This window comes from Arthrobacter sp. KNU-44, assembly GCF_051843155.1.
Lineage (GTDB): Bacteria > Actinomycetota > Actinomycetes > Actinomycetales > Micrococcaceae > Arthrobacter.
Genome location: NZ_JBPXNG010000002.1, coordinates 2,952,858 through 2,975,528 on the forward strand (window position 1 = coordinate 2,952,858; position 22,671 = coordinate 2,975,528).

General features: G+C 62.3%; 20 protein-coding genes and 1 pseudogene. 17 read left to right on the forward strand and 4 right to left on the reverse strand.

What is annotated here, in order from left to right:
* Window positions 1-283: 283 nt before the first annotated feature.
* From ACSVHC_RS14845 to ACSVHC_RS14855, 3 genes are all read left to right on the forward strand, one after another.
* Window positions 284-1,246 carry a plastocyanin/azurin family copper-binding protein gene (locus ACSVHC_RS14845; RefSeq protein WP_437771279.1) on the forward strand — a complete coding sequence of 321 codons (963 nt, stop codon included), beginning with the start codon at window positions 284-286 and terminating at the stop codon, window positions 1,244-1,246.
* Window positions 1,247-1,454: 208 nt separating this feature from the next.
* Window positions 1,455-2,135: a PAS and ANTAR domain-containing protein gene (locus ACSVHC_RS14850; RefSeq protein ID WP_437771278.1), complete on the forward strand. Its 681-nt coding sequence runs from the start codon at window positions 1,455-1,457 to the stop codon at window positions 2,133-2,135.
* A gap of 99 nt (window positions 2,136-2,234) precedes the next feature.
* Window positions 2,235-5,039 (forward strand): PEP/pyruvate-binding domain-containing protein, encoded by a 2,805-nt coding sequence (locus ACSVHC_RS14855; RefSeq protein WP_437771277.1) that lies wholly within the window; start codon window positions 2,235-2,237, stop codon window positions 5,037-5,039.
* An 89-nt stretch (window positions 5,040-5,128) separates the two neighbouring features.
* Here ACSVHC_RS14855 and ACSVHC_RS14860 read toward each other — a convergent pair.
* Both ACSVHC_RS14860 and ACSVHC_RS14865 read right to left on the reverse strand, forming a co-directional pair.
* A protein-coding gene (locus ACSVHC_RS14860; RefSeq protein WP_439181058.1) for an IS3 family transposase occupies window positions 5,129-6,342 on the reverse strand; the annotation gives its coding sequence in 2 pieces (ribosomal slippage) (window positions 5,129-6,081 and window positions 6,081-6,342; 1,215 coding nt in all).
* A gap of 170 nt (window positions 6,343-6,512) precedes the next feature.
* Window positions 6,513-7,726, reverse strand: a protein-coding gene (locus ACSVHC_RS14865) for an IS3 family transposase (RefSeq protein WP_437771182.1) whose coding sequence is annotated in 2 segments (ribosomal slippage) — window positions 6,513-7,465 and window positions 7,465-7,726 — 1,215 coding nt in all. Because the reading frame shifts where the segments join, the coding sequence is not laid out codon by codon here.
* A gap of 489 nt (window positions 7,727-8,215) precedes the next feature.
* Here ACSVHC_RS14865 and ACSVHC_RS14870 point away from each other — a divergent pair.
* From ACSVHC_RS14870 to ACSVHC_RS14915, 10 genes are all read left to right on the forward strand, one after another.
* A complete protein-coding gene (locus tag ACSVHC_RS14870; RefSeq protein WP_437771276.1) occupies window positions 8,216-8,440 on the forward strand; it encodes a Flp family type IVb pilin in 225 nt (74 codons plus the stop codon).
* A gap of 49 nt (window positions 8,441-8,489) precedes the next feature.
* Complete coding sequence (locus ACSVHC_RS14875) at window positions 8,490-8,717, forward strand: Flp family type IVb pilin (RefSeq protein WP_437771275.1); 228 nt, start codon at window positions 8,490-8,492, stop codon at window positions 8,715-8,717.
* Between the two features lie 126 nt (window positions 8,718-8,843).
* Complete coding sequence (locus tag ACSVHC_RS14880; RefSeq protein ID WP_437771274.1) at window positions 8,844-9,218, forward strand: TadE/TadG family type IV pilus assembly protein; 375 nt, start codon at window positions 8,844-8,846, stop codon at window positions 9,216-9,218.
* Window positions 9,206-10,243 carry a Tad domain-containing protein gene (locus ACSVHC_RS14885; protein WP_439181059.1) on the forward strand — a complete coding sequence of 346 codons (1,038 nt, stop codon included), beginning with the start codon at window positions 9,206-9,208 and terminating at the stop codon, window positions 10,241-10,243. The genes ACSVHC_RS14880 and ACSVHC_RS14885 overlap by 13 nt, the downstream gene beginning before the upstream one ends.
* 33 nt (window positions 10,244-10,276) lie before the next feature.
* The gene (gene cpaB, locus ACSVHC_RS14890) at window positions 10,277-11,047 is read left to right on the forward strand and encodes a Flp pilus assembly protein CpaB (RefSeq protein ID WP_437771272.1); all 771 of its coding nucleotides are present in this window, start codon (window positions 10,277-10,279) and stop codon (window positions 11,045-11,047) included.
* The gene (locus ACSVHC_RS14895) at window positions 11,044-12,237 is read left to right on the forward strand and encodes an AAA family ATPase (protein WP_437771271.1); all 1,194 of its coding nucleotides are present in this window, start codon (window positions 11,044-11,046) and stop codon (window positions 12,235-12,237) included. The genes cpaB and ACSVHC_RS14895 overlap by 4 nt, the downstream gene beginning before the upstream one ends.
* Window positions 12,237-13,760: a CpaF family protein gene (locus tag ACSVHC_RS14900; RefSeq protein WP_437771270.1), complete on the forward strand. Its 1,524-nt coding sequence runs from the start codon at window positions 12,237-12,239 to the stop codon at window positions 13,758-13,760. The genes ACSVHC_RS14895 and ACSVHC_RS14900 overlap by 1 nt, the downstream gene beginning before the upstream one ends.
* A 7-nt stretch (window positions 13,761-13,767) precedes the next feature.
* A complete protein-coding gene (locus ACSVHC_RS14905; RefSeq protein WP_437771269.1) occupies window positions 13,768-14,700 on the forward strand; it encodes a type II secretion system F family protein in 933 nt (310 codons plus the stop codon).
* An 8-nt stretch (window positions 14,701-14,708) separates the two neighbouring features.
* The gene (locus tag ACSVHC_RS14910; protein WP_437771268.1) at window positions 14,709-15,593 is read left to right on the forward strand and encodes a type II secretion system F family protein; all 885 of its coding nucleotides are present in this window, start codon (window positions 14,709-14,711) and stop codon (window positions 15,591-15,593) included.
* Window positions 15,594-15,718: 125 nt separating this feature from the next.
* Complete coding sequence (locus tag ACSVHC_RS14915) at window positions 15,719-16,174, forward strand: Hpt domain-containing protein (protein WP_437771267.1); 456 nt, start codon at window positions 15,719-15,721, stop codon at window positions 16,172-16,174.
* Between the two features lie 11 nt (window positions 16,175-16,185).
* Here the strand turns inward: ACSVHC_RS14915 and ACSVHC_RS14920 are convergent, their stop codons facing one another.
* Window positions 16,186-16,515 (reverse strand): winged helix-turn-helix domain-containing protein, encoded by a 330-nt coding sequence (locus ACSVHC_RS14920; protein ID WP_439181060.1) that lies wholly within the window; start codon window positions 16,513-16,515, stop codon window positions 16,186-16,188.
* Between the two features lie 165 nt (window positions 16,516-16,680).
* On the opposite strand from ACSVHC_RS14920, the gene ACSVHC_RS14925 reads away from it, so the two are divergent.
* Complete coding sequence (locus ACSVHC_RS14925; RefSeq protein WP_439180982.1) at window positions 16,681-17,973, forward strand: ISL3 family transposase; 1,293 nt, start codon at window positions 16,681-16,683, stop codon at window positions 17,971-17,973.
* 88 nt (window positions 17,974-18,061) lie between these two features.
* On the opposite strand, the pseudogene ACSVHC_RS14930 reads toward ACSVHC_RS14925, so the two are convergent.
* Window positions 18,062-18,463 (reverse strand): annotated as a pseudogene (locus ACSVHC_RS14930) (response regulator transcription factor); the annotation flags it as partial.
* A gap of 477 nt (window positions 18,464-18,940) precedes the next feature.
* Here ACSVHC_RS14930 and ACSVHC_RS14935 point away from each other — a divergent pair.
* From ACSVHC_RS14935 to ACSVHC_RS14945, 3 genes are all read left to right on the forward strand, one after another.
* A complete protein-coding gene (locus ACSVHC_RS14935) occupies window positions 18,941-20,437 on the forward strand; it encodes a sensor histidine kinase (RefSeq protein WP_439181061.1) in 1,497 nt (498 codons plus the stop codon).
* Between the two features lie 240 nt (window positions 20,438-20,677).
* Entirely contained in the window at window positions 20,678-21,070 is a 393-nt protein-coding gene (locus tag ACSVHC_RS14940) for a hypothetical protein (protein ID WP_437771264.1), read from the forward strand.
* Window positions 21,071-21,204: 134 nt separating this feature from the next.
* Window positions 21,205-22,418 (forward strand): IS3 family transposase gene (locus ACSVHC_RS14945; protein WP_437771182.1). Its coding sequence is split into 2 segments (ribosomal slippage): window positions 21,205-21,466 and window positions 21,466-22,418, totalling 1,215 coding nucleotides; the frame shifts between segments, so codons are not numbered across the junction.
* Window positions 22,419-22,671 lie beyond the last annotated feature (253 nt).

Below are 22,671 nucleotides of genomic sequence, written 5' to 3' on the forward strand. Positions count from 1 at the left end.
GCCTTCACATGGACCGGCTTTGTCGTGTCCTTTCGGTTCCGCAATGGGGGGCTCTTAGCCCACGGAGCTGGACGTTATCCCTGCGAGCAAGGGAGGATCCTGCATGGCCCAACGTCGTGGCACCGCACCGTATGCGGGGGACGGGCGGCAGTTGCGAGCTGAAGTTCATAGGGAATTTAGAAGAAACCGAGTCACCGTCAAACGACGCCATGGTCTCCGGCGCCTCAAAATTTCCAGGCTAATAACAGCCGGTCAGCAAAGATTTTCCTAAGGAATGAGTCTTATGACTGCTCATCCAAAACCCGTTATATTGCCGCGCCTTCGAGCCCTCATGGTTTTGCTCCTTGCCCTCGTGTTGCCCGTGGCCCTGAGCGGCACAGCGGCAGCGGACAGTGGCAAATCCGCAAGGACGTGGACTGTCCAGGTCGGCTCCGAATCATCGGACCAGGCCATCCAGGGAATGTCCTTCCTGCCGAAGAACATTTACATCAATGCCGGTGACAAAGTCACGTGGGAGGCCAACGCGGCCGAAATCCATACGGTCACGTTCCTGGCCGCGGGGCAAACCATCGAGTCCACGCAACCTTTTGATCCTTTCAGCCCCCTGTATATATCCGCGCAGGGAGGCACGTCCTATGACGGGCACTCCTATTACAACTCCGGCGTGATGTCGAACGTCTCGAACAGTGGGTTCGCCGAAGTCAGTTCCTACACCTTGACGTTCCCGGATACAGGCGATTTCACGTATTACTGCCTGGTGCATGGCGCGGCCATGAAGGGCACCGTCCACGTGCGGGCCAAGGGTACGGATTACCCGTACACCCAGGAGCAATACAACAACCGGGTGGAGCGGGCCGAACGGGCCATCCTCCGTGACGGCTACCAGCTATGGAGCGACGCCCGCGACCAGGCGGACGATCACACCGTGATTGCCGGAGCCGACGACGGCGTGGCCAGCGTCATGCGGTTCATCGAACCCAAAGTGGTCATTCACGTTGGTGAGAAAGTGAGCTTCGTCAACAACGGCATGGGCGAGCCGCACACGGTGACCTTCGGTGCCGAGCCGGCCAACCCGTTCCCGCCGCTAGGCGATCCGACGAATTACACGGGCGGACAGCTCAATTCGGGCATTTTGCCGCCGGGCGTGACATTCACGGTGACCTTCAACAAGGCAGGAGTGTACGACTACATCTGCGCACTTCACGATTACTTTGGAATGGTCGGCAAGGTGGTGGTGAAGGACTAGGCCGCTAAATTGAACGCGTACTGGAGCTTGTTTCCCGTACGGTGGTAGTTTCTTGCATATCCGGGGCTGGTTTCCTGCATGGGCGCTTCAAAGACCTGGCTGGGAACCAAGCCCCGGGGTGCGGATGGGGGCGGACGCGACGGCGCGTGCCGCCGTCGTACGCGTTGTATTCTGTACGCTTAGCCGAATTAATAAGCACCCTTAGGAAATGAGTCTTTGCGCCATGTTGGACAGCCCTCATACGTACTCGAGTGCACTGGGCGCCCCCGGCTTTCTGGCCGGAACCTTCCTCTTTGACCCGCTCACAGGGAAAGCGGAATGGTCCGACGGGCTCTTCAATCTCCACGGCTACCAGCGAGGGGAAGTTGTGCCCACGCTCGAGCTACTCATGTCGCACAAGCACCCGGATGACAGGCCGCGGGCCATGGAGATCCTGGCTCAAGTATTCCGCGACGGCGGACACTTCTGCATCTACCACCGGATCATCGACGCGCAGGGACATGTCCGTCGGGTGCTGACCGCGGGTAATGCGAAACTGGACCCATCGGGGACCGCCGCGCTCGAGGGGACCACGGTAGACCTGACGTCCACACTGCGGCGGGAAACCGAGCAGGCGGCGCGCGACGCCGTCGCGGGCGCCAATGCGACCCGGGGCGTCATCAATCAGGCACGCGGCATCCTGATGGGGCGGCTGCTCCTTAGCTCCGACGCAGCCTTCAAACTGCTTGTGAGTTGCAGCAGCATGACGAACGTCAAGGTCGCTGTCCTTGCCTCACACCTTGTTCGCGTGGCTGACACCGACGAGGGGCCGGAAGCAATGGACGGGTTCATCCGAGTTCTCCAGGCTTGCGACCAAGCGGCGGTGAATCGCGCGTTGGACCCGCAGTAAGAAGCCGGCCGGCGCAGCCATCGCCTCTCGCTGGACGGCGTGGCAGTATGTTGTGAGTCAGGCTCGATGAGGGCGTCTCCGCGATAAGGAGCGACGGTCATGACCTACATCTACAACTTCGCCGATGTGCAAGCCGGCGACGTCGCCGTGGCTGGCGGCAAGGGCGTCGGGCTGGGCAACCTGGTTCGCGCCGGGCTTCCGGTCCCGCCCGGGTTCGTGCTGACCACCGCGGCGTATGAGGCCTTCGTGGATGCCAACGGGATTCAGGCGCGCATCCAGGAACTGGCGACGCTCCCGTCGGAGGCCGCGCCCCAGGATTACGAGGATGCCTCGGCCGCAATCCGGGACCTTTTCACCGGCGGCACCATGCCCGCGGCCATCGCCTACGAGCTCGCCGCCGCTTATGAAGGACTCCGCGACGTCGACGGCGGCTCTCGCGAGGGCGGCGGCGGCCGCGACGACGGCGCGCCCGTGGCGGTGCGCTCGTCCGCCACTGCCGAGGACCTCGCCTCGGCCAGCTTCGCCGGGCAACAGGAAACCTACCTCAACGTCCGCGGCGCCGAAGCGTTGGATGCCGCCGTCGTCGATTGCTGGTCTTCCTTATGGACGGCGCGGGCCATGGCCTACCGGAACCGGGAAGGCATCGCACCGGGCGATGTACGCCTCGCGGTAGTGGTCCAGCGGATGGTCGAGGCCGAGTCGGCCGGGGTCATGTTCACGGCCAATCCGGCCAACGGGCGCCGCGACCAGATCGTCATCAGTGCCGCGTGGGGACTGGGGGAGTCCGTGGTCAGCGGAACAGTCACCACGGATGACCTTGTTGTCGAGGCGGGAACCGGCCGCGTGCTTTCGCGCCGGACGGCCGACAAGGAAGTCATGACTGTGTACGAGGACCGCGGCGCGGACGGCGAAACTGCGGACGGCGGGGCCGAGGACCACCCGCCGGACCGCGGCATCCGGGACCAAGGAAGGACTACGGAGCAGCCGGTCCCTGCGGCGCTTCGCAACCAGGCCGTGCTCGACGACGAAGCTGCCGCCACGCTGGCCCGCTATGGAACACGGATTTCGGACTACTTCGGAACTCCGCAGGACATCGAATGGGCGCGGGCCGACGGCACTTTCTTCATGCTGCAGTCCAGGCCCATCACGGCCCTGCCTGAACCCGTAGCTGACACCCCGGACACCTGGCCGTTGCCCTACCCGAAGGGGCTCTACTTCCGGGCGAGCATCGTGGAACAGCTGCCGGACCCGCTCTCGCCGCTGTTCGCCGACCTCATTGACGGCTCGGTGACCCGTTCGCTCAAGGCTCTGATGAACGAAGCCGTCGGGAGTGACGTGGTCAGGGATGGCGACGTCGGACTGCCCACCATCAACGGGTACGCCTATTACTACTACCGCTCCTCGGCAATGTGGCGGGTGATGGGCAAAGCGCCGGGGGCCATGCTCGCCTTGGCTCAGGGCAAGGCGCACATGGGCATGACCGGTTGGCGTGAATTCTCGCATCCGCGCTACAAGGAAGTGCTCAAAGACTGGTCGGCGAAGTCCGCGGCGGAGCTTTCGGGGGAGGAGCTGCTTGAGGGTGTCCGGACGTTGCTCGATGCCGGAACCGTGTACTACACCGCCGTGGAGTCAGTCATTCCGATCGCCGCGACGAGCGAAATCTCCTTCCGGGCGTTCTACGACAAACTCATCCGGCGCGCTGGAGATCCCCCGGCCGAGACATTCCTCCTCGGTTACGACAGCGAACCCATCCGCGCAGAGAAATCGTTGTACGAACTCGCGTCTTGGGCCCGGGAAGTTGAGGGGCTGGCTCCGGCGATCCTCGATCAAGCGACGGCGGCACTGGCCGAGTCGCAGCGAAGCTGGCTCCCGCCGGCCGGCATGGACCCGGCCCTTTGGCAGCAGTGGCATCCACGGTTCCAGGCCCATCTCGATCGCTTCGGTCATGCGGTCTACAACCTGGACTTCCTCAGCCCGGTGCCGGCGGACGATCCTTCGGCGCTGTTGGATACGGTGAAGTTTTACCTCCGGGGCCAAGGCAACGACCCGCATGAGCGCCAGCGGCTCTCGGCCGCCCGGCGGGAGGAGCAAACCGAGCGGGTGCTCGCCCGGCTCGGACAGACCCGTCTCGGGCGGGGTCGCAAGGCGCCGTTCATCCGTCTGCTCCGGTGGGCGCAGAAGTCCGCACCGATGCGCGAAGATGCCCTGGCCGACGTCGGGCTTGCCTGGCCGCTGATCCGGCGGATGCTGCTCGAACTCGGACAACGGCTGGTGTACTCCGGCGTCATCGCCCGCCCCGCCGATGTTTTCTGGCTGCGCCAGCAGGAGCTGCAAAGCGCCGTCGAGTTCGGCCTCGCCGCGCCCCAGCCGCCGGGCACGGCGGAACCGCTTGCACCGGTGGCGGTGGCAATTACGGGGGCTGCGCGCCCCGTCCGTGCCGACGTCGTCGAGGAACGCAAGATGCTTTGGCGGGGCCAGGCCAAGGCGGCCGCGCCGCAACTGCTGCCGGAGACCCGTTGGATGAAGCGCACTTTCGAATCAATGATGCCGGCACGCTCCCAGGACCAGCCGGGCGACGTCATCAAAGGGGTCGGCGCGAGTGCGGGCCGGGTTAGTGCTCCTGCGCGCGTCCTGGGCGGGCCGCAGGATTTCGGCCAGATGGCGCCCGGTGAGGTCCTGGTTGCCCGTATCACCACTCCCGCGTGGACCTCGCTGTTCGCGATGGCGTCCGCCGTGGTCACCGACGTCGGCGGGCCGTTGAGCCACAGTTCGATTGTGGCCCGTGAGTACGGCATCCCCGCTGTGCTCGGCACCGGAGTCGCCACCCAGCGGCTCACGAGCGGCCAACAAATCACCGTCGACGGCGACGCCGGCACCGTGACAGTCGAGCACCCACCCGCCTAGCGTTGCGCCCCCCTCCGACGCTCGCTCACATATGTGGGGTTTTCGGTGCGGTCGTCAAGTTTTTGAGACATTTTCGTTGTTTGTTTTGGTTAGGCGGCCAGGGGTTCCTGGACGCTGGTGTGGTGGTTTGCGTGGGCGGTGGCTGGCGGGATGCCGCCGGCCCGTCGGTTGGGTCGGCGGCGGTTGTACCAGCCCTCGATGTAGTCCATCACGGCGGTCCGTGCGGTGAGCCTGGAACCGAAGCGGTGGTGGTGGTAGAACTCGGTCTTGAGGTGTGAGAAGAAGTTCTCGGCGACCGCGTTGTCCCAGCACACCCCCACCTTGCCCATGGACTGGGTGACCTCGTTCTGGGCGCACCATCGTTGGAATTCCTCCGAGGTGTACTGGGTGCTCCGGTCGGAGTGGAAGACGACTGGGCCGCCGATGAGGTGGCCGTGGTTCCGGGCCATCCGCAGGGCCGCGGTGCACAGGCTGGCGCGCATGTGTTCGGCCATGGCCCAGCCGATGACCATCCCGGAGAACAGGTCGATGACCGTGGCCAGGTAGAGCCAGCCCTCGCCGGTGCGCAGGTAGGTGATGTCCCCGACCAGCCGGGTCCCGGGCACCGCGGAGGTGAAGTCGCGCCTGCCCTGGTCATCGAGCATGTGGTTCTGGATGTGGGCGGTCTTGGCCTGCGGGTCCTGGAGCGTGGTCTTTTTCCAGGCCTGGGTGCGGATGGCCCGCAGGCCGTGCTCGCGCATGATGGCCCCCACGGTCGGGGCGGAGACCTTGGTCCCGGCCGCGTTCAGGAGCCGGGTCAGCTGGTCCCGCCCGGCACGCCCGGACTCCTTCGTGTAGAGCTTGGTGACCGCGGTGACCAGCTCCCCGTGCCGCACGGTGCGCGGTGAAGGGCCGGCAGGTTTGCGCCACCGGTAATAGGAGGCCCGGGAGACGTTCAATTTCCGGCATAGCCACACCACGGGATGGTTGGCCTTCTCCGCTTCGATGAACTCGTAGAAATCCTCTACTTTTGCTTCGCGGCAAAGAAGGCGCTGACTTTTCCCAGGAACTCGACCTCGGCCTTCAACCTGGCGTTTTCGGCCAGCGCTTTCTGGTGTTCATCCCACGCCACCGGCCCCCGGTCCTCGGGCTGGGCAGGGGTGTCCGGTTGCTTGTCCCGGGACTTGTGTACCCAGTTTCCCAGCGTGCTTTCCTTCACCCCGATCTCCTGCGCGATCTGCTTCACCGGCCGGTCCGAAGACAAAACCAGTCGAACCGATTCCTCCCGGAACGCGGCGTCGTATGTCTTTCTGCGGGTGGTCATCTGAAACTGAGGCTCCCATCAAGCTGTCTCACAAAACCATACGGCCGCACGGCGGACGCTCGCTCACATATGTGGGGTTTTCGGCGGACGCTCGCTCATCTGATCTGAGCGTGCGTTACGCCCAAAGTGCGGTCGTCAAGTTTTTGAGACATTTTCGTTGTTTGTTTTGGTTAGGCGGCCAGGGGTTCCTGGACGCTGGTGTGGTGGTTTGCGTGGGCGGTGGCTGGCGGGATGCCGCCGGCCCGTCGGTTGGGTCGGCGGCGGTTGTACCAGCCCTCGATGTAGTCCATCACGGCGGTCCGTGCGGTGAGCCTGGAACCGAAGCGGTGGTGGTGGTAGAACTCGGTCTTGAGGTGTGAGAAGAAGTTCTCGGCGACCGCGTTGTCCCAGCACACCCCCACCTTGCCCATGGACTGGGTGACCTCGTTCTGGGCGCACCATCGTTGGAATTCCTCCGAGGTGTACTGGGTGCCCCGGTCGGAGTGGAAGACGACTGGGCCGCCGATGAGGTGGCCGTGGTTCCGGGCCATCCGCAGGGCCGCGGTGCACAGGCTGGCGCGCATGTGTTCGGCCATGGCCCAGCCGATGACCATCCCGGAGAACAGGTCGATGACCGTGGCCAGGTAGAGCCAGCCCTCGCCGGTGCGCAGGTAGGTGATGTCCCCGACCAGCCGGGTCCCGGGCACCGCGGAGGTGAAGTCGCGCCTGCCCTGGTCATCGAGCATGTGGTTCTGGATGTGGGCGGTCTTGGCCTGCGGGTCCTGGAGCGTGGTCTTTTTCCAGGCCTGGGTGCGGATGGCCCGCAGGCCGTGCTCGCGCATGATGGCCCCCACGGTCGGGGCGGAGACCTTGGTCCCGGCCGCGTTCAGGAGCCGGGTCAGCTGGTCCCGCCCGGCACGCCCGGACTCCTTCGTGTAGAGCTTGGTGACCGCGGTGACCAGCTCCCCGTGCCGCACGGTGCGCGGTGAAGGGCCGGCAGGTTTGCGCCACCGGTAATAGGAGGCCCGGGAGACGTTCAATTTCCGGCATAGCCACACCACGGGATGGTTGGCCTTCTCCGCTTCGATGAACTCGTAGAAATCCTCTACTTTTGCTTCGCGGCAAAGAAGGCGCTGACTTTTCCCAGGAACTCGACCTCGGCCTTCAACCTGGCGTTTTCGGCCAGCGCTTTCTGGTGTTCATCCCACGCCACCGGCCCCCGGTCCTCGGGCTGGGCAGGGGTGTCCGGTTGCTTGTCCCGGGACTTGTGTACCCAGTTTCCCAGCGTGCTTTCCTTCACCCCGATCTCCTGCGCGATCTGCTTCACCGGCCGGTCCGAAGACAAAACCAGTCGAACCGATTCCTCCCGGAACGCGGCGTCATATGTCTTTCTGCGGGTGGTCATCTGAAACTGAGGCTCCCATCAAGCTGTCTCACAAAACCATACGGCCGCAAAGGCAATATATGTGAGCCGGCGTCCTGGGGCGATGTGCCGCGGGCCGGTTCGTTGGGGCCCGACGGCGGCAGTCCCGTTGCACTGTTTTCTGACCTTTTCGAGGGTGCTCACCCCGAACGCTCGCTCACGTGATCTGAGCGAGGGTCTCCGTTATTGGGCATATATGTGAGCCGGCGTCCTGGGATTTGGCCCGATATGTGAGCCGGCGTCCTGGGAGGGCCCGACGGCGGCGGGGGCAGTTGCGCTGTTTTCCCACCTTTGGTCGCTCGCTCGCCAGGATCGCGGAATTTCCTAGGTTTAACCCAAGAAATGCGCAGGATCGCGAGTCTTGGCACAGGTTGTCCCAAGGACTGCTCTCCGGGGTATTTGGCGTTGCTAAGTTGCTAGAGAGCTGGTGCTGGACCAGCCCGTATCTCCCAACTCGCTCAGGAGTTTCACATGTTTGCTTTCTTCTCCAATGCCGCTTCGCGCATCCGTCGCGACGAAAAGGGCGCCACCGCCGTCGAATACGGCATCATGGTCGCCCTCATCGCGGTTGTCATCATCGCCGCCGTCACTCTGCTCGGTGGGACGGTCAAGGACACCTTCTCCCAGGTCCAGTGCTCAGTAGCCGGCAAGACGTGGACTGCCACCACGACCACAACTCCGGGCAAGTGCTCCTAGTACGTTCGCCTTCTCCTCGACCGTTCGTACCAGACAGTAGGGAGTCTCAATGCTTTCCGCTTTCCTAAAGTCCGTGTCGCACGTGCGGCGCGACGAAACGGGTGCCACCGCCGTCGAATACGGCATCATGGTTGCCCTCATTGCAGTTGTCATCATCGTCGCCGTCACCGCGCTGGGCGGCACGGTCAGGGAGACGTTCTCCCAGGTCCAGTGTTCAGTGAGCGGCAAAAGCTGGGCAGCCGCCACCACACAGGGCGGTGCCGGCGTCTGCTCTTAGTAGGCGAGCTGCACCAGTGCTCGGAAGGCAATACCAGCACACCAAGCAAATCCCGAGTGGCGGCGGCATTCAGGCGGCCGCCACTCTGCTTGATTCGAACTACCCGTTCTCTGGGAGGGCAACATCATGCCGAGGCCTTCAGAGCGCGGTGCCGTGGCAGTCGAGTTCGCCATCCTGGCACCGCTCCTGATCATGTTGCTCCTGGGCATCATGGAATTCGGCAGGGCTTACAACGTTCAGGTGTCGCTCTCGAACGCAGCACGCGAAGGTGTCCGGGTCATGGCGATTTCGAATGATCAGACGGCCGCCAAGACAGCAGCGAAGAACGCTGCCGTGGCGTTGAACCCGCAGCTGGCAGACACGAACTTCACGTTCAGCCCGGCCAGCTGCACGTCCGGCGCCCAGATGTCCGTGACCATCAAGTACACCCTCAGCACACTCACGGGAATCGCGGGGCCTTTCCCCATGCAAGGAGTAGGAGTCATGGTATGCGGCGGCTGATGGTCCCCAAAAACGACGACGGCGAACGCGGTGCGATTGCCGTTCTCGTCGCTCTCTTGTTGGTGGTGCTGCTCGGGTTCGCCGCCCTCGCCGTGGATGCAGGAATGCTGTATTCAGAACGGGCGCAAGTGCAGAACGGATCCGACGCCGCCGCCCTCGCGGTGGCGCAGAAATGCGCCGCGAGTACGAGCGATCCGAATTGCTCCACCACGTCCCCAATCGCCAGCGACATCGCAAACAAGAACGCAAACGATGGCCTGAACAACATCAAGTCGATCAATCTGGATCTGACAAACCGGAAGGTCACCGTGACCGCCGGAGCCCAGCAGGCTGGCGGCGCGCCGAATGCCGTTTCACTCCTTTTAGCCCGCGTTCTGGGCATGAACAGCACGAATGTCTTGACCACGTCCAGTGTTCAGTGGGGGAGCGTCGTCGCGGGCACGACCGCGTTTCCGGTCGCATATTCCATTTGCCAGGTGCAAGGATACATCGGCGGTGCCCTCCAGCTTCTTCAGAATCACGGCTCGGGTGCCAATCCCAGCTGCAATTACGGCCCTTCCGGGGCTGTGGTGCCTGGGGGGTTCGGCTGGCTTGCCCAGGATCCCGGGGTGTGTGGCAGCACGATCAACCTGGCGACCAGTGAAACCGGCAGCTCCCAGGGGAACAGTGCGCCAGGTAACTGTTCAGCCACGCTTCAAAAATGGGGCGACGCACTTACCGCCGGACGGGACGTCATCGTTCTGCTCCCTGTCTTCGACGTTGCAACAGGTACAGGAGCCGGGGCTGTTTACCATCTGGTGTCCTTCGCCGCATTCAAAGTGACGGGGTGGAAGTTTAGCGGCCCCAACAACACTCTTCCGGACAGTTTTCGCAATTCGAGTCCCTACGTGTCTTCAGTGCTTTCCTGCACCGGAAATTGCCGCGGAATCATCGGGAGTTTCGTCAAATATGTCTCGCTGGCGGACGGCTACTCGCTGGGGCCCGTTGACGCCTACGGGGCCACCATTGTCCGCCTCACCAACTAGTTTTCATCCGTTCTTTGAACACAGGAGTTGTCAGTGAAGTCACGCTTGTTGGCCGGGTCGGCAGCGGCAGTGTTGGCCCTCGTCGGGGTGATTCTTGTCTTCTCCTACGCTCAAGGCGCGGATCAACGGGCAGTCCAGAATCTGGCGCCTGTTGACGTGTTGGTGGTCAAGACGGCCATCCCGGCCGGCACTTCAGTGGACGCCATGAAGGATTCCCTCGATACCCAGCAGCTGCCGGGATCGGCCGTCCCCAAGACCGCTCTACACACGCTGGGGGACGCGCAAGGCAAGGTCGCCGCCGTCGACCTCGTCCCTGGCGAGACCCTGGTGGCAGAGCGTTTGGTGGCCCCTGATGCACTCAAGACTCCTGGGGACGTCAAGGTGCCGGCAGGGCTCCAGGAAGTCTCCTTTCAACTGGAACCCCAGCGGGTAGTCGGGGGACTGCTGGTTCCTGGTGACCACATTGGAATATTCATCTCCATGACGACGGGCGGAATCGAGGCGAAGCCGGACAAGCAAACTACCGAATTGGCGATACACAAGGTTCTTGTGACAATGGTCCAACGCGCCCCCCAAGCAGCGGCGAGTGCGCAGGCGACGCCGAATCCCACTTCTGGTGCGGCCGGCTCCAAGGACAGCGCACTTCCTACCGGTTCGCTCTTGCTGACCGTCGCCGTGAGCGATGTGGATGCCTCCAAGATTGTCTTCGCCGCAGAGTTCGAAAAAATCTGGCTCAGCAAAGAGCCGTTGGATGCCAAAGACAGTGGCCCCACCGTCGTGCAGCCGAGCGGGGTATACAAGTGAGCCGTTTTGTCCTGATAACTCCCAACACCGACTTTGACCAACGGTTGCGCCAAGCTGTTGCGGGTGGCCTGCCCGGAAGCGTGCAAACCTTCTTCACGAGCATTTTGCCGGCTGATCCGGCAGAACTGTTCGGCGCGCTCAACCAGGAACAACTCGAAGTGCTGATTCTGGGACCCGGCGTGCCCGTGGAAGATGCCCTGCGACTGGCCACCGTCTTCGATGTGCAGTTGCCGGAACTGAGCGTCATCCTTGTCAGTGAACTGGATCCCGCGTTTGTCCTCCAAGCCATGCGGTCAGGTATCCGCGACATCATGAGCCCGGACGCGGACCTGGCCCAGATACGGGTCATGCTTGAGCGCGCGTGCCAGTCTTTCGCTAGCCGGCAGCGCACGGGGGAACCCAAGCAATCCGGCTCCCCGAAGGGCCTGGTGATCGGCGTCTTTTCCCCCAAAGGCGGTGTGGGAAAGACGACCATCGCCACGAACATCGCAGTAGGGTTGGGCAAGATCGCGCCGATGAGCGTGGTGATCGTGGATCTGGACCTGCAATTCGGTGACGTCGCCTCCGGGCTCTACCTCAATCCGGAGCACACCGTAACCGACGCCGTCACGCCGTCGGCCAGTCAGGATTCGCTGGTACTCAAAGCCTTTCTCACCGTCCACCCGGCAAGCATCTACGCTTTGTGCGCGCCGAAGGACCCCGTCGAAGCAGACGAGATCTCGCCGCAACAGGTGGGTCGGCTCCTCGAACAGCTGGCCCAAGAGTTCCAGTACGTGGTGGTGGACACCGCACCCGGACTGCCCGAAATCGGGCTCGCTGCCCTCGAACAATGCTCCGATGCTGTCTGGGTGACGGGCATGGATGTTCCAAGCGTCCGAGGCCTACGTTCCGGCCTGGACATTCTCCGCAGGCTGAACCTCCTGCCGGAAACCCGGCATGTGGTGCTAAACATGGCTGATTCCAAGTCGGGGCTGTCGGTGCAGGACGTCGAGTCCACCGTAGGCGCCCCGGTTGACGTGAGCATCCCTCGATCGAAGGCAGTAGCGTTCTCCACCAACCGCGGCATTCCCGTGCTCCAGGACTCGGTGAAGGATCCGGCCGTCAAGGGACTCAAACAACTTGTCGAGCGCTTCAATCCCGCGTGGCGTGCCACAGCACAGCGCAAACTGCACAGAAGAGTGGTGGTCTAATGAAGCTGTCTGAACGCCTGCATGCAGTCGAGGACAGGGACGAAAGGTCCTCCGGCCGAGGGGTGGATCTTGGTCCGAGCCCTCTCTCTACGCCTAAACCGACATTCGCCGAGTCCGCGCAGCAAGTCATGCCGCATCCCACCGCGAAGTCCGGCAGTCCTGTAAACCCCCACATTTCAGTCAAGCTGAGTGACGTACCGGAGTCGCCGAAGCTGAGGGCCCAGCAGCCGGTGGACGCCTTTGCCGCCCTCAAGCAGCGCGCCGCCACGGCGTTGTTTGAGCGACTGGGGGCGAGGTTCAACGATTCCAGCGTCAGCGAACGTGAGTTGCGGTCGACTGCCCGCGAAGAACTCATCCGGATCATCGACGCCGAACAGGTCCCGCTGTCCGCTGACGAGCGCAGCAGGCTCGTGGCGGACGTAGCGGATGACGTCCTTGGCTATGGGCCGCTCCAACGCTTGCTGGACGATCCAGAGGTCACTGAAATCATGGTCAACCGAATGGACCAGATCTACGTCGAACGAAAAGGCAAGCTGACCCTCACGGACTCCGGATTCAGCTCCGAGGACCATCTCCGGAGGGTCATTGAACGCATCGTTTCAAAGGTGGGGCGCAGGATCGATGAGTCGTCCCCGCTCGTTGACGCGCGACTTGAGGACGGCTCCCGAGTCAATGCGGTGATCCCCCCGCTTGCGGTGGGCGGCTCGTCGCTGACCATCCGAAAATTCAGCAAGATACCGTTGACCATCAGGAACCTGATTGATTTCGGAACGCTCACGCCCGAGATGGCTGAGCTCCTCAATGCTTGCGTCAAGGCGAAGCTGAACATCATTGTTTCCGGGGGTACTGGAACCGGCAAGACGACACTGTTGAATGTCCTCTCGTCGTTCATCCCGGAAGACAACCGCATTGTCACCATTGAGGATGCCGTAGAACTCCAGATCCAGCAGCAACACGTCGTAAGGCTTGAGAGCCGGCCACCGAATACCGAGGGAAAGGGGGCCGTGACCATCAGGGAGTTGCTCAGGAACTCGCTTCGTATGCGCCCGGACAGGATCGTCGTCGGCGAGGTCCGCGGTGGAGAGTCCCTCGACATGCTGCAGGCCATGAACACCGGTCACGACGGCTCCCTTTCCACGGTGCACTCAAATTCTCCTCGCGACGCCGTTGCACGCCTCGAAACCCTGGTGCTCATGGCAGGCATGGACCTGCCATTGCGGGCAATCCGCGAGCAAATAGCGTCCGCCGTGAACCTCATCATCCAGATCTCCCGGTTGCGGGACGGAACTCGCCGCATCACGCACGTGACTGAGGTCCAAGGCATGGAAGGCGACATTGTCACCCTCCAGGATGCATTCGTTTTCGATTATTCGGCAGGCGTCGACGCCCACGGGAGATTTCTTGGAAAGCCCGTCCCAACGGGAATCCGTCCGCGCTTCATCGACCGCTTCGATGACTTGGGTATTCATGTATCTCCTGGGGTCTTTGCCTCTCCCCTGGCAACCGCAGCAGCAAGGACGTGAACGGAACATGATCCTTTTGACCGGAACGGCCTTGATGCTTTCAGCCATCCTGCTCTTCGGGGTCGCAGTGATCTTGCCGAAAACCCCCGAAGTTCCATTCGATCGAAGGCGGCCCTACCACGTAGGCGCGGGCTCGCAGCTGACCCGTTTTGCAGGTTCTGCCGCCGACGTCGTCCATGGGGTCCTGACCAGGCGCAACGTCCGGCTCTTCAACCGGGAACAACTGGAGAATGCCGGGCTGCGAATGAGCCAGGCGGATTTCTTCATCCTCGTGATTGCCGGTGCATTCGTGGGCGCCTTGATCGGGCTGGTCATCGGCGGCCCGTTGGTGGCTTTTCTGTTCTTTATCCCGGCGCCCTTCGTGGCACGGCTCTTTTTGAATTCCCTGGCCGGTAAAAGGCGCGCGAAGTTCGATGGCCAGCTTGGGGACACCCTCCAACTACTGTCTGGCGGCTTGCGGGCCGGACACAGCATACTTCGTGCCATCGATGCTGCGGCCAATGAATCGGCCAGCCCCACGTCGGAGGAAATGCGCCGGGTCATTACCGAGACGAGCCTTGGCCGCGATCTTGAGGAATCGCTTACCGATACGGCGGAGCGAATGCGGAGCGAGGACTTTGTGTGGATAGCGCAGGCCATCCAAATCAACCGCGAGGTGGGCGGAAACCTTGCGGAGGTCTTGGACCAGGTCAACGAGACCATACGCGAACGCAGCGAGATCAAGGGACAAATCAAGTCCTTGGCCGCAGAGGGAAAATTCTCGGGATACATACTGATGGCGCTTCCCTTTGGCATCGTGGCCATGCTCTTGGTCGTCAACCCCGGCTACATGAACGTGATGTTCACTCATCCGCTCGGTTGGGGAATGATTGGGTTGTCGTTCATTCTCATGACCATCGGCGGTCTGTGGATGCGCAAGATCATCGACCTGAAGTTTTGAGGTGACGCGTGAATCCCTCTCTCCTTTTCGCCCTGCTGCTGGTTCCCCTGCCTATCGCCTACCTCGTTTGGTCATTCCTGTCGGTTGACCGGCAAGCCCAACGTGCCGTCCGGGTGCTCTTGACTCGGGGTCAAGACATTGCCGAGACCGGTGCACAAAACCGTGGTGGTGCGCTCGAGCTCATTGGGTACCGCCTGACCCCCGTCAGCTACGTCCAGAAGCTCGATCGGTTGCTCTCGTTGGCCGGCCGTCCGCCGTCGCTCCCTTTGGGGCGCGTCCTCGCAGCCAAACCCCTGCTCGGATTGTTCGGCGCACTTTTCGGATTTTTGATCAGTGCTAACAGCTCGAGCGGATTACTTAAGCTCGTCGGGATATTTGTCGTACTGCTTGGATACTTTATCCCGGATTTAATGCTTTACAGCAAAGGACAAGAGCGTCAAAAGGCTTTGCAATTGGAACTCGCAAATACCATGGACCAAATGCTGATATCGGTCGAGGCGGGGCTCGGTTTTGAAGGAGCCATGGCCCGAGCAGGCGAAAATGGGAAGGGGCCCCTGGCCGAGGAGCTGGTGCGGACTTTGCAAGACATGCAGGTTGGACGGAGCCGTCGCGAGTCCTATCTGGCGTTGGCCGAACGTACGAACGTTCCGGAGCTTCGAAGCTTCGTTCAGGCCGTGATTCAGGCAGACACCTACGGCATTGCCATCAGTCGGGTCCTGAGGGTCCAGGCGAAGGTGATGCGGGTCAAGCGCCGCCAACGCGCGGAAGAGAAGGCGATGAAGCTTCCGGTGATGGTTCTCTTCCCGCTTCTCTTCTTTATCTTCCCCGTGCTGTTCATCGCCATCCTGGGGCCGGCTGTCATCAACGCCATAGCTACCTTCAGCGGAGGCTAAGCGCAATATCGCATTCTCTGAATTGGGTGCGGGCGACGAAACCGGGTAAGTCAAGAAAGGCCTAAGATTTCCTTAAGATAGCCATAAGTTCGGTTTTTCCGGAATTCAGAAAGTAGCATTGGGCTATGTTCAGTTCAGGTTCCAGCGACGTCAACGAGGATTCAGATCCGAGCCATCCGGGCTCGGTCGACGACTCCAATGGGCTGCCCGTCGTCCCGCTTGCCGAACATCCCATACTGGACCTCGCGGAGTTCCAACTCTTGGAAGATCAAGTGGACAATCCGCTTGTCGCACGCACGTTTGCCGGCGACTTCGCAAAACTCTGGGCCAAGCGATACGAAATCCTCGCGACCGCCGTCGAGCGCGGCGACGTGGCCGCCGCCCTGAACGCGGTCCTAAGCCTCAGGACCTCTTCCATTATGGTTGGCGGTGTTCGCCTCGCAGTACTTGCAGCGCAACTGGAGGAACGCATTCGAAAAAGTGAATTGCGTGAGGCCCGGCCCCTGCTCAAGGAACTTGCTGAATGCGGGCACGTGACGGTCCAGGAACTAAAGGACAGTTACGTCCTCCGGAACGATTGACGCCGGCGCGCTTAATCCGATCTTTTCGGCGTCAGCCGATACCCGACGCCCCGGACAGTCTGCAGAAAGCGTGGCGATTGTGGATCCTCGCGGAGCTTTCGGCGTAGGTTGCCGATGTGCGTCTCAACGGCGCGTTCGTCGGCGTCGCTGATGTACGCGTCGTCGTCGTAGTAGTCACCGCGCGCAGCCCGCACGAGATCGGCGCGCGTCCGCACCTCGCCTTTGGCCCGAAGCAGGTCAAAGAGGAGATCGAATTCGCTTCTCGTCAACGTCAGGGCCGAACCTTGAAGCGTCACCGTGCGTGATTTGTAGTTCAGGGCCAAGCCATTGTGCTTGATCACCGCTTGGTCGGCTTCGGCTGAGCGGGCCGCGGCGTAAGCACCCCCGTCAAAACGGCTCTTCGTGGTTGGTGGGGAATTGAGTTCGTGTCGTTGAAGACAAAGGGGCCCGTGGCCCTGCTGGGATGAGTGTGTCTAAGCATTCAACCTGGAACAGGACCACGAGCCTTGAACGAGCCTACCGGGGCAGCAGCCGACGCTGCCACCAGCATCTTCAACCTGCCCGACTACCGTGTCATCTCCACCGGCCTGAGTCCCGACGGCGGCCGCCGGGTCATTGTCGAAACCGACCAGCCACCGGGCTGCCCCACCTGCGGGGTGGTAGCGTCACGGCGGAAGGAACGCCGCTTCCAGCGGATCCGGGACATTCCTGTCGCCGGCCCCGTGGAGGTCCTCTGGTCCAAGTACCGCTGGTACTGCGAAGAACCGGCGTGCGAGAGGCTCTCGTTCTTTGAGTCCACCGCCCAGGTCCCGCGGCGTGCCCGCTCGACCGGCCGGCTCCGTGACCAGCTCGTGGATGCTGTCATCCGTTCGGGCCGGGCCGTCTCCGAGACTGCTGCCGCGTTCGCGGTGTCCTGGTGGATGGTCCGGGCCGCGCTCAACGAAGCGTGCTTCCTCACCCTTCCGGATGTGGACCGGCTGAGCCCGAGAATGCTGGGCATCGATGAGCACCGGTTCCGGTCCGTGCGCTACTTCCAGGACCCCGAATCAAAGGTCTGGACGCGGTTCGAGCCGTGGATGACCACCATTGTCGATCTGGACACCGGTCAGGTGCTGGGCGTCGTGGATGGACGGGACCACAAGGGCGTCGGGGAGTGGCTCTTCGCCCGGCCCCTGGCATGGCGTCTGGCCGTGCAGGTCGTGGCGATCGACCCTTCGGCGGCGTTCCGAAAGGCGTTGCGGATGTGGCTTCCCCGGACCGCTGTCGCCGTCGATCACTTCCACCTGATCTCCCTGGCCAACCAGGCCGTGACCGAGACACGGCAGAACCTCTCCCAACAGGTCAAGGGCCGCCGCGGAAGGACCGTCGACAAGGCCTGGGCGCACCGGATGCTTCTCCTGCGCGCTGGCGATACCCTCACGGAGAAGGCAGCCCACCGGCTAGCAGAAGTGTTCGCCGCCGACGATCCGACCGGCACGCTCCAGGCTGTCTGGAAGGTCAAGGAACAGCTCAGGGTATTGCTGCGCACCGGCTCCCTTCAGGACGCCGCGACGGCGAAGAACGCACTCGAGGAACTGGTCAAGGCAGCCGCACGACCGGAAACGAACAGGCTCTACCGCACCGTCTGCCGGTGGTGGAAAGAGATCGAGGTGCTGATCATTACCGGGGCCACGACAGGCAAGGTCGAAGCCAACAACACCGCCATAAAGAACATCAAACGCACCGCCCGCGGTTACCGCAACCCGGCCAACTACAAATCGGTTATTCTCTTGAGAAGTGCCGTCCGGACGGCGGCATGACACTCATCCCGGGAATCCCTTTCCCCACCAACCACCAAGAGCCGTCAAAACGGGCTGAACCGCCGTCGGGACTCCCGTAACCCCTGGGATCTTCCTCCGGCAACGCAAGCCTGCCTTCCGCGCGTGGCCGCCGCATCATGGCAGTCACCCGGGCCCTCAACTCGCGCGGTAGAAACGGCTTCTTGACGTAGTCGTCCGCGCCGGTGAGGAAAGCCGTCAACGTGTCCGGCTCATCGCGCCTGGCCGTCAGCATCACGACATATGCGTCGCTGAATTGCCGAATCCGACGCAGGACCTCGTGGCCATCCATATCCGGAAGCCCGACGTCGAGCGTCACCACGGACGCATGGTGATCCCGCACCACTTCCACGCCTTCGCGTCCGGTGGCGGCAGAATGCACCACAAATCCAGCTTCTTTGAGGATGGCGTCAACCAGATTTCGTACGTCTTCGTCATCCTCAATGACTACAGCTACCCCAGGCTCGCTCATTGGACATCCTTGAGGGCGCACATCGCCGCACAGCCCAGCGCAATGCGGTAAATGCCACCCAAATACTCACGATACAAGCATTAAAGCCATCTGGCATCTAATATGTGGATTAAGCGTGGCTCCGAACTTCCAGTTTGATCGTCCGGGTCGTCGTATTGTGGTTCCTTGGGGGAATAGTGGACTCCGGGCGGTTCCTTCGGGAATCGCGTGGAGCAGTAAATGCTCGCGAATCTCCAAGGAAGGGTCTCGACTTTGAGTGAGCAGCCATTTTTCCGCGCGGCCGCCCGTTTCTTTAGAAAACTCACGCCTCGCGCCCGGCTGGCTGTCTGTGAATTGCCCCTAACGCTCATCATCGCGGGCTTGGCAATCGCGGCACCTACTGTTTGGCCGGGGTTAACCCAAAATTGGTTGTTCGTTACCGGAGTCCTTCTCCACGGCCTCCTGTTCCTGGGATGCCTGCTGGTCCCTTGGGAGAGATTGGCACCGAACGCAAGCCTTGCGATCCCCATTTTGGATTTTGTTGCCCTCTGGTTCACGCGAAACGGTGCTTTCAGCGCGATACCGGGCCTCATCACATTGGCTATCTTTCCCGTGATCTGGTTGTCTGCCTCGGGCATGCTTTCCAAGACAAGCCTGATCCTCAGCTTTGTTGGTCCTTTCGTCATTGCGTTTCCACCGGTGGTTTCGCACTTGCCCCGTCCCACTGCGTCGGACATTTCTTCGGTGCTGCTTTTGCCCCTCATGATGTTCGCAATGGCAGTCTCCATTCGTCTGGCCGGCTCAAATGCACGTCTCCAGCAGCGGAGGGTAAGCCAGAGGGATCAGGCCCTGCGGCAATTGTTGGCCGCCAGCAGGGAGCGGGAAACACTGCTCAAGACAATCCTGGACACGATCGACGTCGGAATTGTCGCCGTCGATTCGCAGGGCGAGACCCTCCTGATCAACAACCAACAAAAGGCATTCCTAAAGATGGCAATGACCGCGGAAGGCTCGCGGGGACCCGGGGAAGGCTCGCGGGGGCCCGCGGAACATGACTGGCTGGTTTTCGGCCAGGACAGGCGGACGCCGATTCAGCTTGAAAAGGGCCCTGTTCGGAGGGCCGTTCAAGGGGAAACATATTCCGACTATTTGCTTTGGTTCGGCGCCGGTACCGGCCAACGGGCCATCTCAACCGCCGCGCGGGGTATGAAAAGCGAGCTCGACGACGGGTTCGGTGGTGCGGTGATCGTTTTCAAGGATGTGACGGATGTTGTCGATGCGCTTGCCGCCAAGGACGAACTGGTTGCCAACGTTTCGCACGAATTTGGTTCGCCCCTGACATCGATCCTGGGCAACATCGATCTTGTGCTCCGCGGCGACCAGGAACTCCAACCAGCAACAAGGCTTGGTTTGGAAGTTGCGGAGCGGAATGCCGAACGGCTCCGGGCCTTGGTGGAGGACCTGCTCTCGTCGGCCGCGGCGGTGGAGAGCGTGCATCTGCGGCGCACTGATTTGGCGGGGTTGGTCGAAAACAGCCTGGTTTCTGCGCGGGCGCAGGCCGACGCCGCGCACGTGGGCCTCGTCGCCGACGTTCCGGCACCCCTGTGGGCGAACGCCGACCCCTTGAGGCTAGGACAGGCCTTGGACAATCTGGTATCCAACGCGATCAAGTATTCACCCGGTGGCGGACTGGTGACCATAAGGGCCGAGCGGAACGACGGTTGGGTCCAGCTCGAAGTGAAGGACACGGGAATGGGCATGACCACCGACGAGTCGGCCAGGATTTTCACCCGGTTCTTCAGGACAAACGCTGCCCGTCAAGCCGCGATACCCGGCGTCGGCCTCGGGCTGTCCATAACCAAGTCCATCGTGGAACGCCATGGAGGCAGCATCTCCTGCAGCAGCGAGCCCGGCAGTGGAAGCACCTTCACAGTGGCGCTGCCGGCTGGCCAGCCCCAGGAACCGTCGCAGACGGAAGCCCCGGCAGTGTATTAGGCCGGCAGTGTTTTAGACCGGTCGCCGGACCGGGTACCTTGCCGCCGTGCAAGTAGCCGGGCGGGCAAAGTAGAGTACCCACTACTCGTGACCGGCCCTGGAGCCAACGGATTGAATGGAACGCAGTTGGTCTCAATGCAGTTCCTGGTCTCTGGGGGTCATCCGTATGTGTGTTTCCTGCAATCCTGTTGTTTCCTTTCCGCGTCCGATGGCGACGGGGGCAGTCCGTTGAGCGCGGGGATGGAATCCGCTTCCATGTTCGCCGGGTCCCTGCCCGGGCTCATTCTGATGGACTTGGGCCAGGCAATGGTGGTGGTATGCGTGTGTTTCGACATGGTCCGCGCAGTGTCCGTGCCGCGGTCCCATCGGCGTTATGTCGCCAACACCATCTTCAAGACCCTGGCGGTGCCGTCGATTCTTGTCATGGGCGTCAGTGTGCTCGCCAAGGCAATCCAATGGAATTGGGCGGACGTGGCCATGGGCGTTTTCGTGATTGTGATGATCATCTTCCGCTGGCACCAAGACAAGGACGAGGACAGCTGGTGGAAGGGCAAAGGCAAGAAGCTTGCCCGCTGGGCGCGGAAGCAACTGACGCCGCGACCCGCCTTGGTCCCGGTGTCGGCGTCGGCCTGAGTGCCACGCCCCTCCCGACGCTCGCTCACAAACAAGCCCTTCCGGCCCGACGCTCGCTCACATGATCTGAGCGAGCGTTCCGGCATGCGGCCGTATGGTTTTGTGAGACAGCTTGATGGGAGCCTCAGTTTCAGATGACCACCCGCAGAAAGACATACGACGCCGCGTTCCGGGAGGAATCGGTTCGACTGGTTTTGTCTTCGGACCGGCCGGTGAAGCAGATCGCGCAGGAGATCGGGGTGAAGGAAAGCACGCTGGGAAACTGGGTACACAAGTCCCGGGACAAGCAACCGGACACCCCTGCCCAGCCCGAGGACCGGGGGCCGGTGGCGTGGGATGAACACCAGAAAGCGCTGGCCGAAAACGCCAGGTTGAAGGCCGAGGTCGAGTTCCTGGGAAAAGTCAGCGCCTTCTTTGCCGCGAAGCAAAAGTAGAGGATTTCTACGAGTTCATCGAAGCGGAGAAGGCCAACCATCCCGTGGTGTGGCTATGCCGGAAATTGAACGTCTCCCGGGCCTCCTATTACCGGTGGCGCAAACCTGCCGGCCCTTCACCGCGCACCGTGCGGCACGGGGAGCTGGTCACCGCGGTCACCAAGCTCTACACGAAGGAGTCCGGGCGTGCCGGGCGGGACCAGCTGACCCGGCTCCTGAACGCGGCCGGGACCAAGGTCTCCGCCCCGACCGTGGGGGCCATCATGCGCGAGCACGGCCTGCGGGCCATCCGCACCCAGGCCTGGAAAAAGACCACGCTCCAGGACCCGCAGGCCAAGACCGCCCACATCCAGAACCACATGCTCGATGACCAGGGCAGGCGCGACTTCACCTCCGCGGTGCCCGGGACCCGGCTGGTCGGGGACATCACCTACCTGCGCACCGGCGAGGGCTGGCTCTACCTGGCCACGGTCATCGACCTGTTCTCCGGGATGGTCATCGGCTGGGCCATGGCCGAACACATGCGCGCCAGCCTGTGCACCGCGGCCCTGCGGATGGCCCGGAACCACGGCCACCTCATCGGCGGCCCAGTCGTCTTCCACTCCGACCGGGGCACCCAGTACACCTCGGAGGAATTCCAACGATGGTGCGCCCAGAACGAGGTCACCCAGTCCATGGGCAAGGTGGGGGTGTGCTGGGACAACGCGGTCGCCGAGAACTTCTTCTCACACCTCAAGACCGAGTTCTACCACCACCACCGCTTCGGTTCCAGGCTCACCGCACGGACCGCCGTGATGGACTACATCGAGGGCTGGTACAACCGCCGCCGACCCAACCGACGGGCCGGCGGCATCCCGCCAGCCACCGCCCACGCAAACCACCACACCAGCGTCCAGGAACCCCTGGCCGCCTAACCAAAACAAACAACGAAAATGTCTCAAAAACTTGACGACCGCAGCATTTGGCCATATAGGTGAGCGAGCGTTTCGCCGTTAGGCCATATATGTGAGCGCGCGTCGGGGGAGAGCGCCATATATGTGAGCGCGCGTCGGGGGAGAGCGCCTTATATCTGAGCGGGCGTTGTGTAGACCCAGCCTCGCCGACCCGAACGCTTGACGCATCTCGCGCCTTCCGCATATTCTGAACGAACGGTCGGTAAATATTTAG

Coding starts and splice junctions, on each gene's coding strand:
- ACSVHC_RS14900 (WP_437771270.1), top strand. CDS start 12,237: ATGAAGCTGTCTGAACGCCTGCATGCAGTCGAGGACAGGGACGAAAGG.
- ACSVHC_RS14845 (WP_437771279.1), top strand. CDS start 284: ATGACTGCTCATCCAAAACCCGTTATATTGCCGCGCCTTCGAGCCCTC.
- ACSVHC_RS14875 (WP_437771275.1), top strand. CDS start 8,490: ATGCTTTCCGCTTTCCTAAAGTCCGTGTCGCACGTGCGGCGCGACGAA.
- ACSVHC_RS14905 (WP_437771269.1), top strand. CDS start 13,768: ATGATCCTTTTGACCGGAACGGCCTTGATGCTTTCAGCCATCCTGCTC.
- ACSVHC_RS14850 (WP_437771278.1), top strand. CDS start 1,455: ATGAGTCTTTGCGCCATGTTGGACAGCCCTCATACGTACTCGAGTGCA.
- ACSVHC_RS14915 (WP_437771267.1), top strand. CDS start 15,719: ATGTTCAGTTCAGGTTCCAGCGACGTCAACGAGGATTCAGATCCGAGC.
- ACSVHC_RS14885 (WP_439181059.1), top strand. CDS start 9,206: ATGCGGCGGCTGATGGTCCCCAAAAACGACGACGGCGAACGCGGTGCG.
- ACSVHC_RS14940 (WP_437771264.1), top strand. CDS start 20,678: ATGGAATCCGCTTCCATGTTCGCCGGGTCCCTGCCCGGGCTCATTCTG.
- ACSVHC_RS14855 (WP_437771277.1), top strand. CDS start 2,235: ATGACCTACATCTACAACTTCGCCGATGTGCAAGCCGGCGACGTCGCC.
- ACSVHC_RS14880 (WP_437771274.1), top strand. CDS start 8,844: ATGCCGAGGCCTTCAGAGCGCGGTGCCGTGGCAGTCGAGTTCGCCATC.
- ACSVHC_RS14870 (WP_437771276.1), top strand. CDS start 8,216: ATGTTTGCTTTCTTCTCCAATGCCGCTTCGCGCATCCGTCGCGACGAA.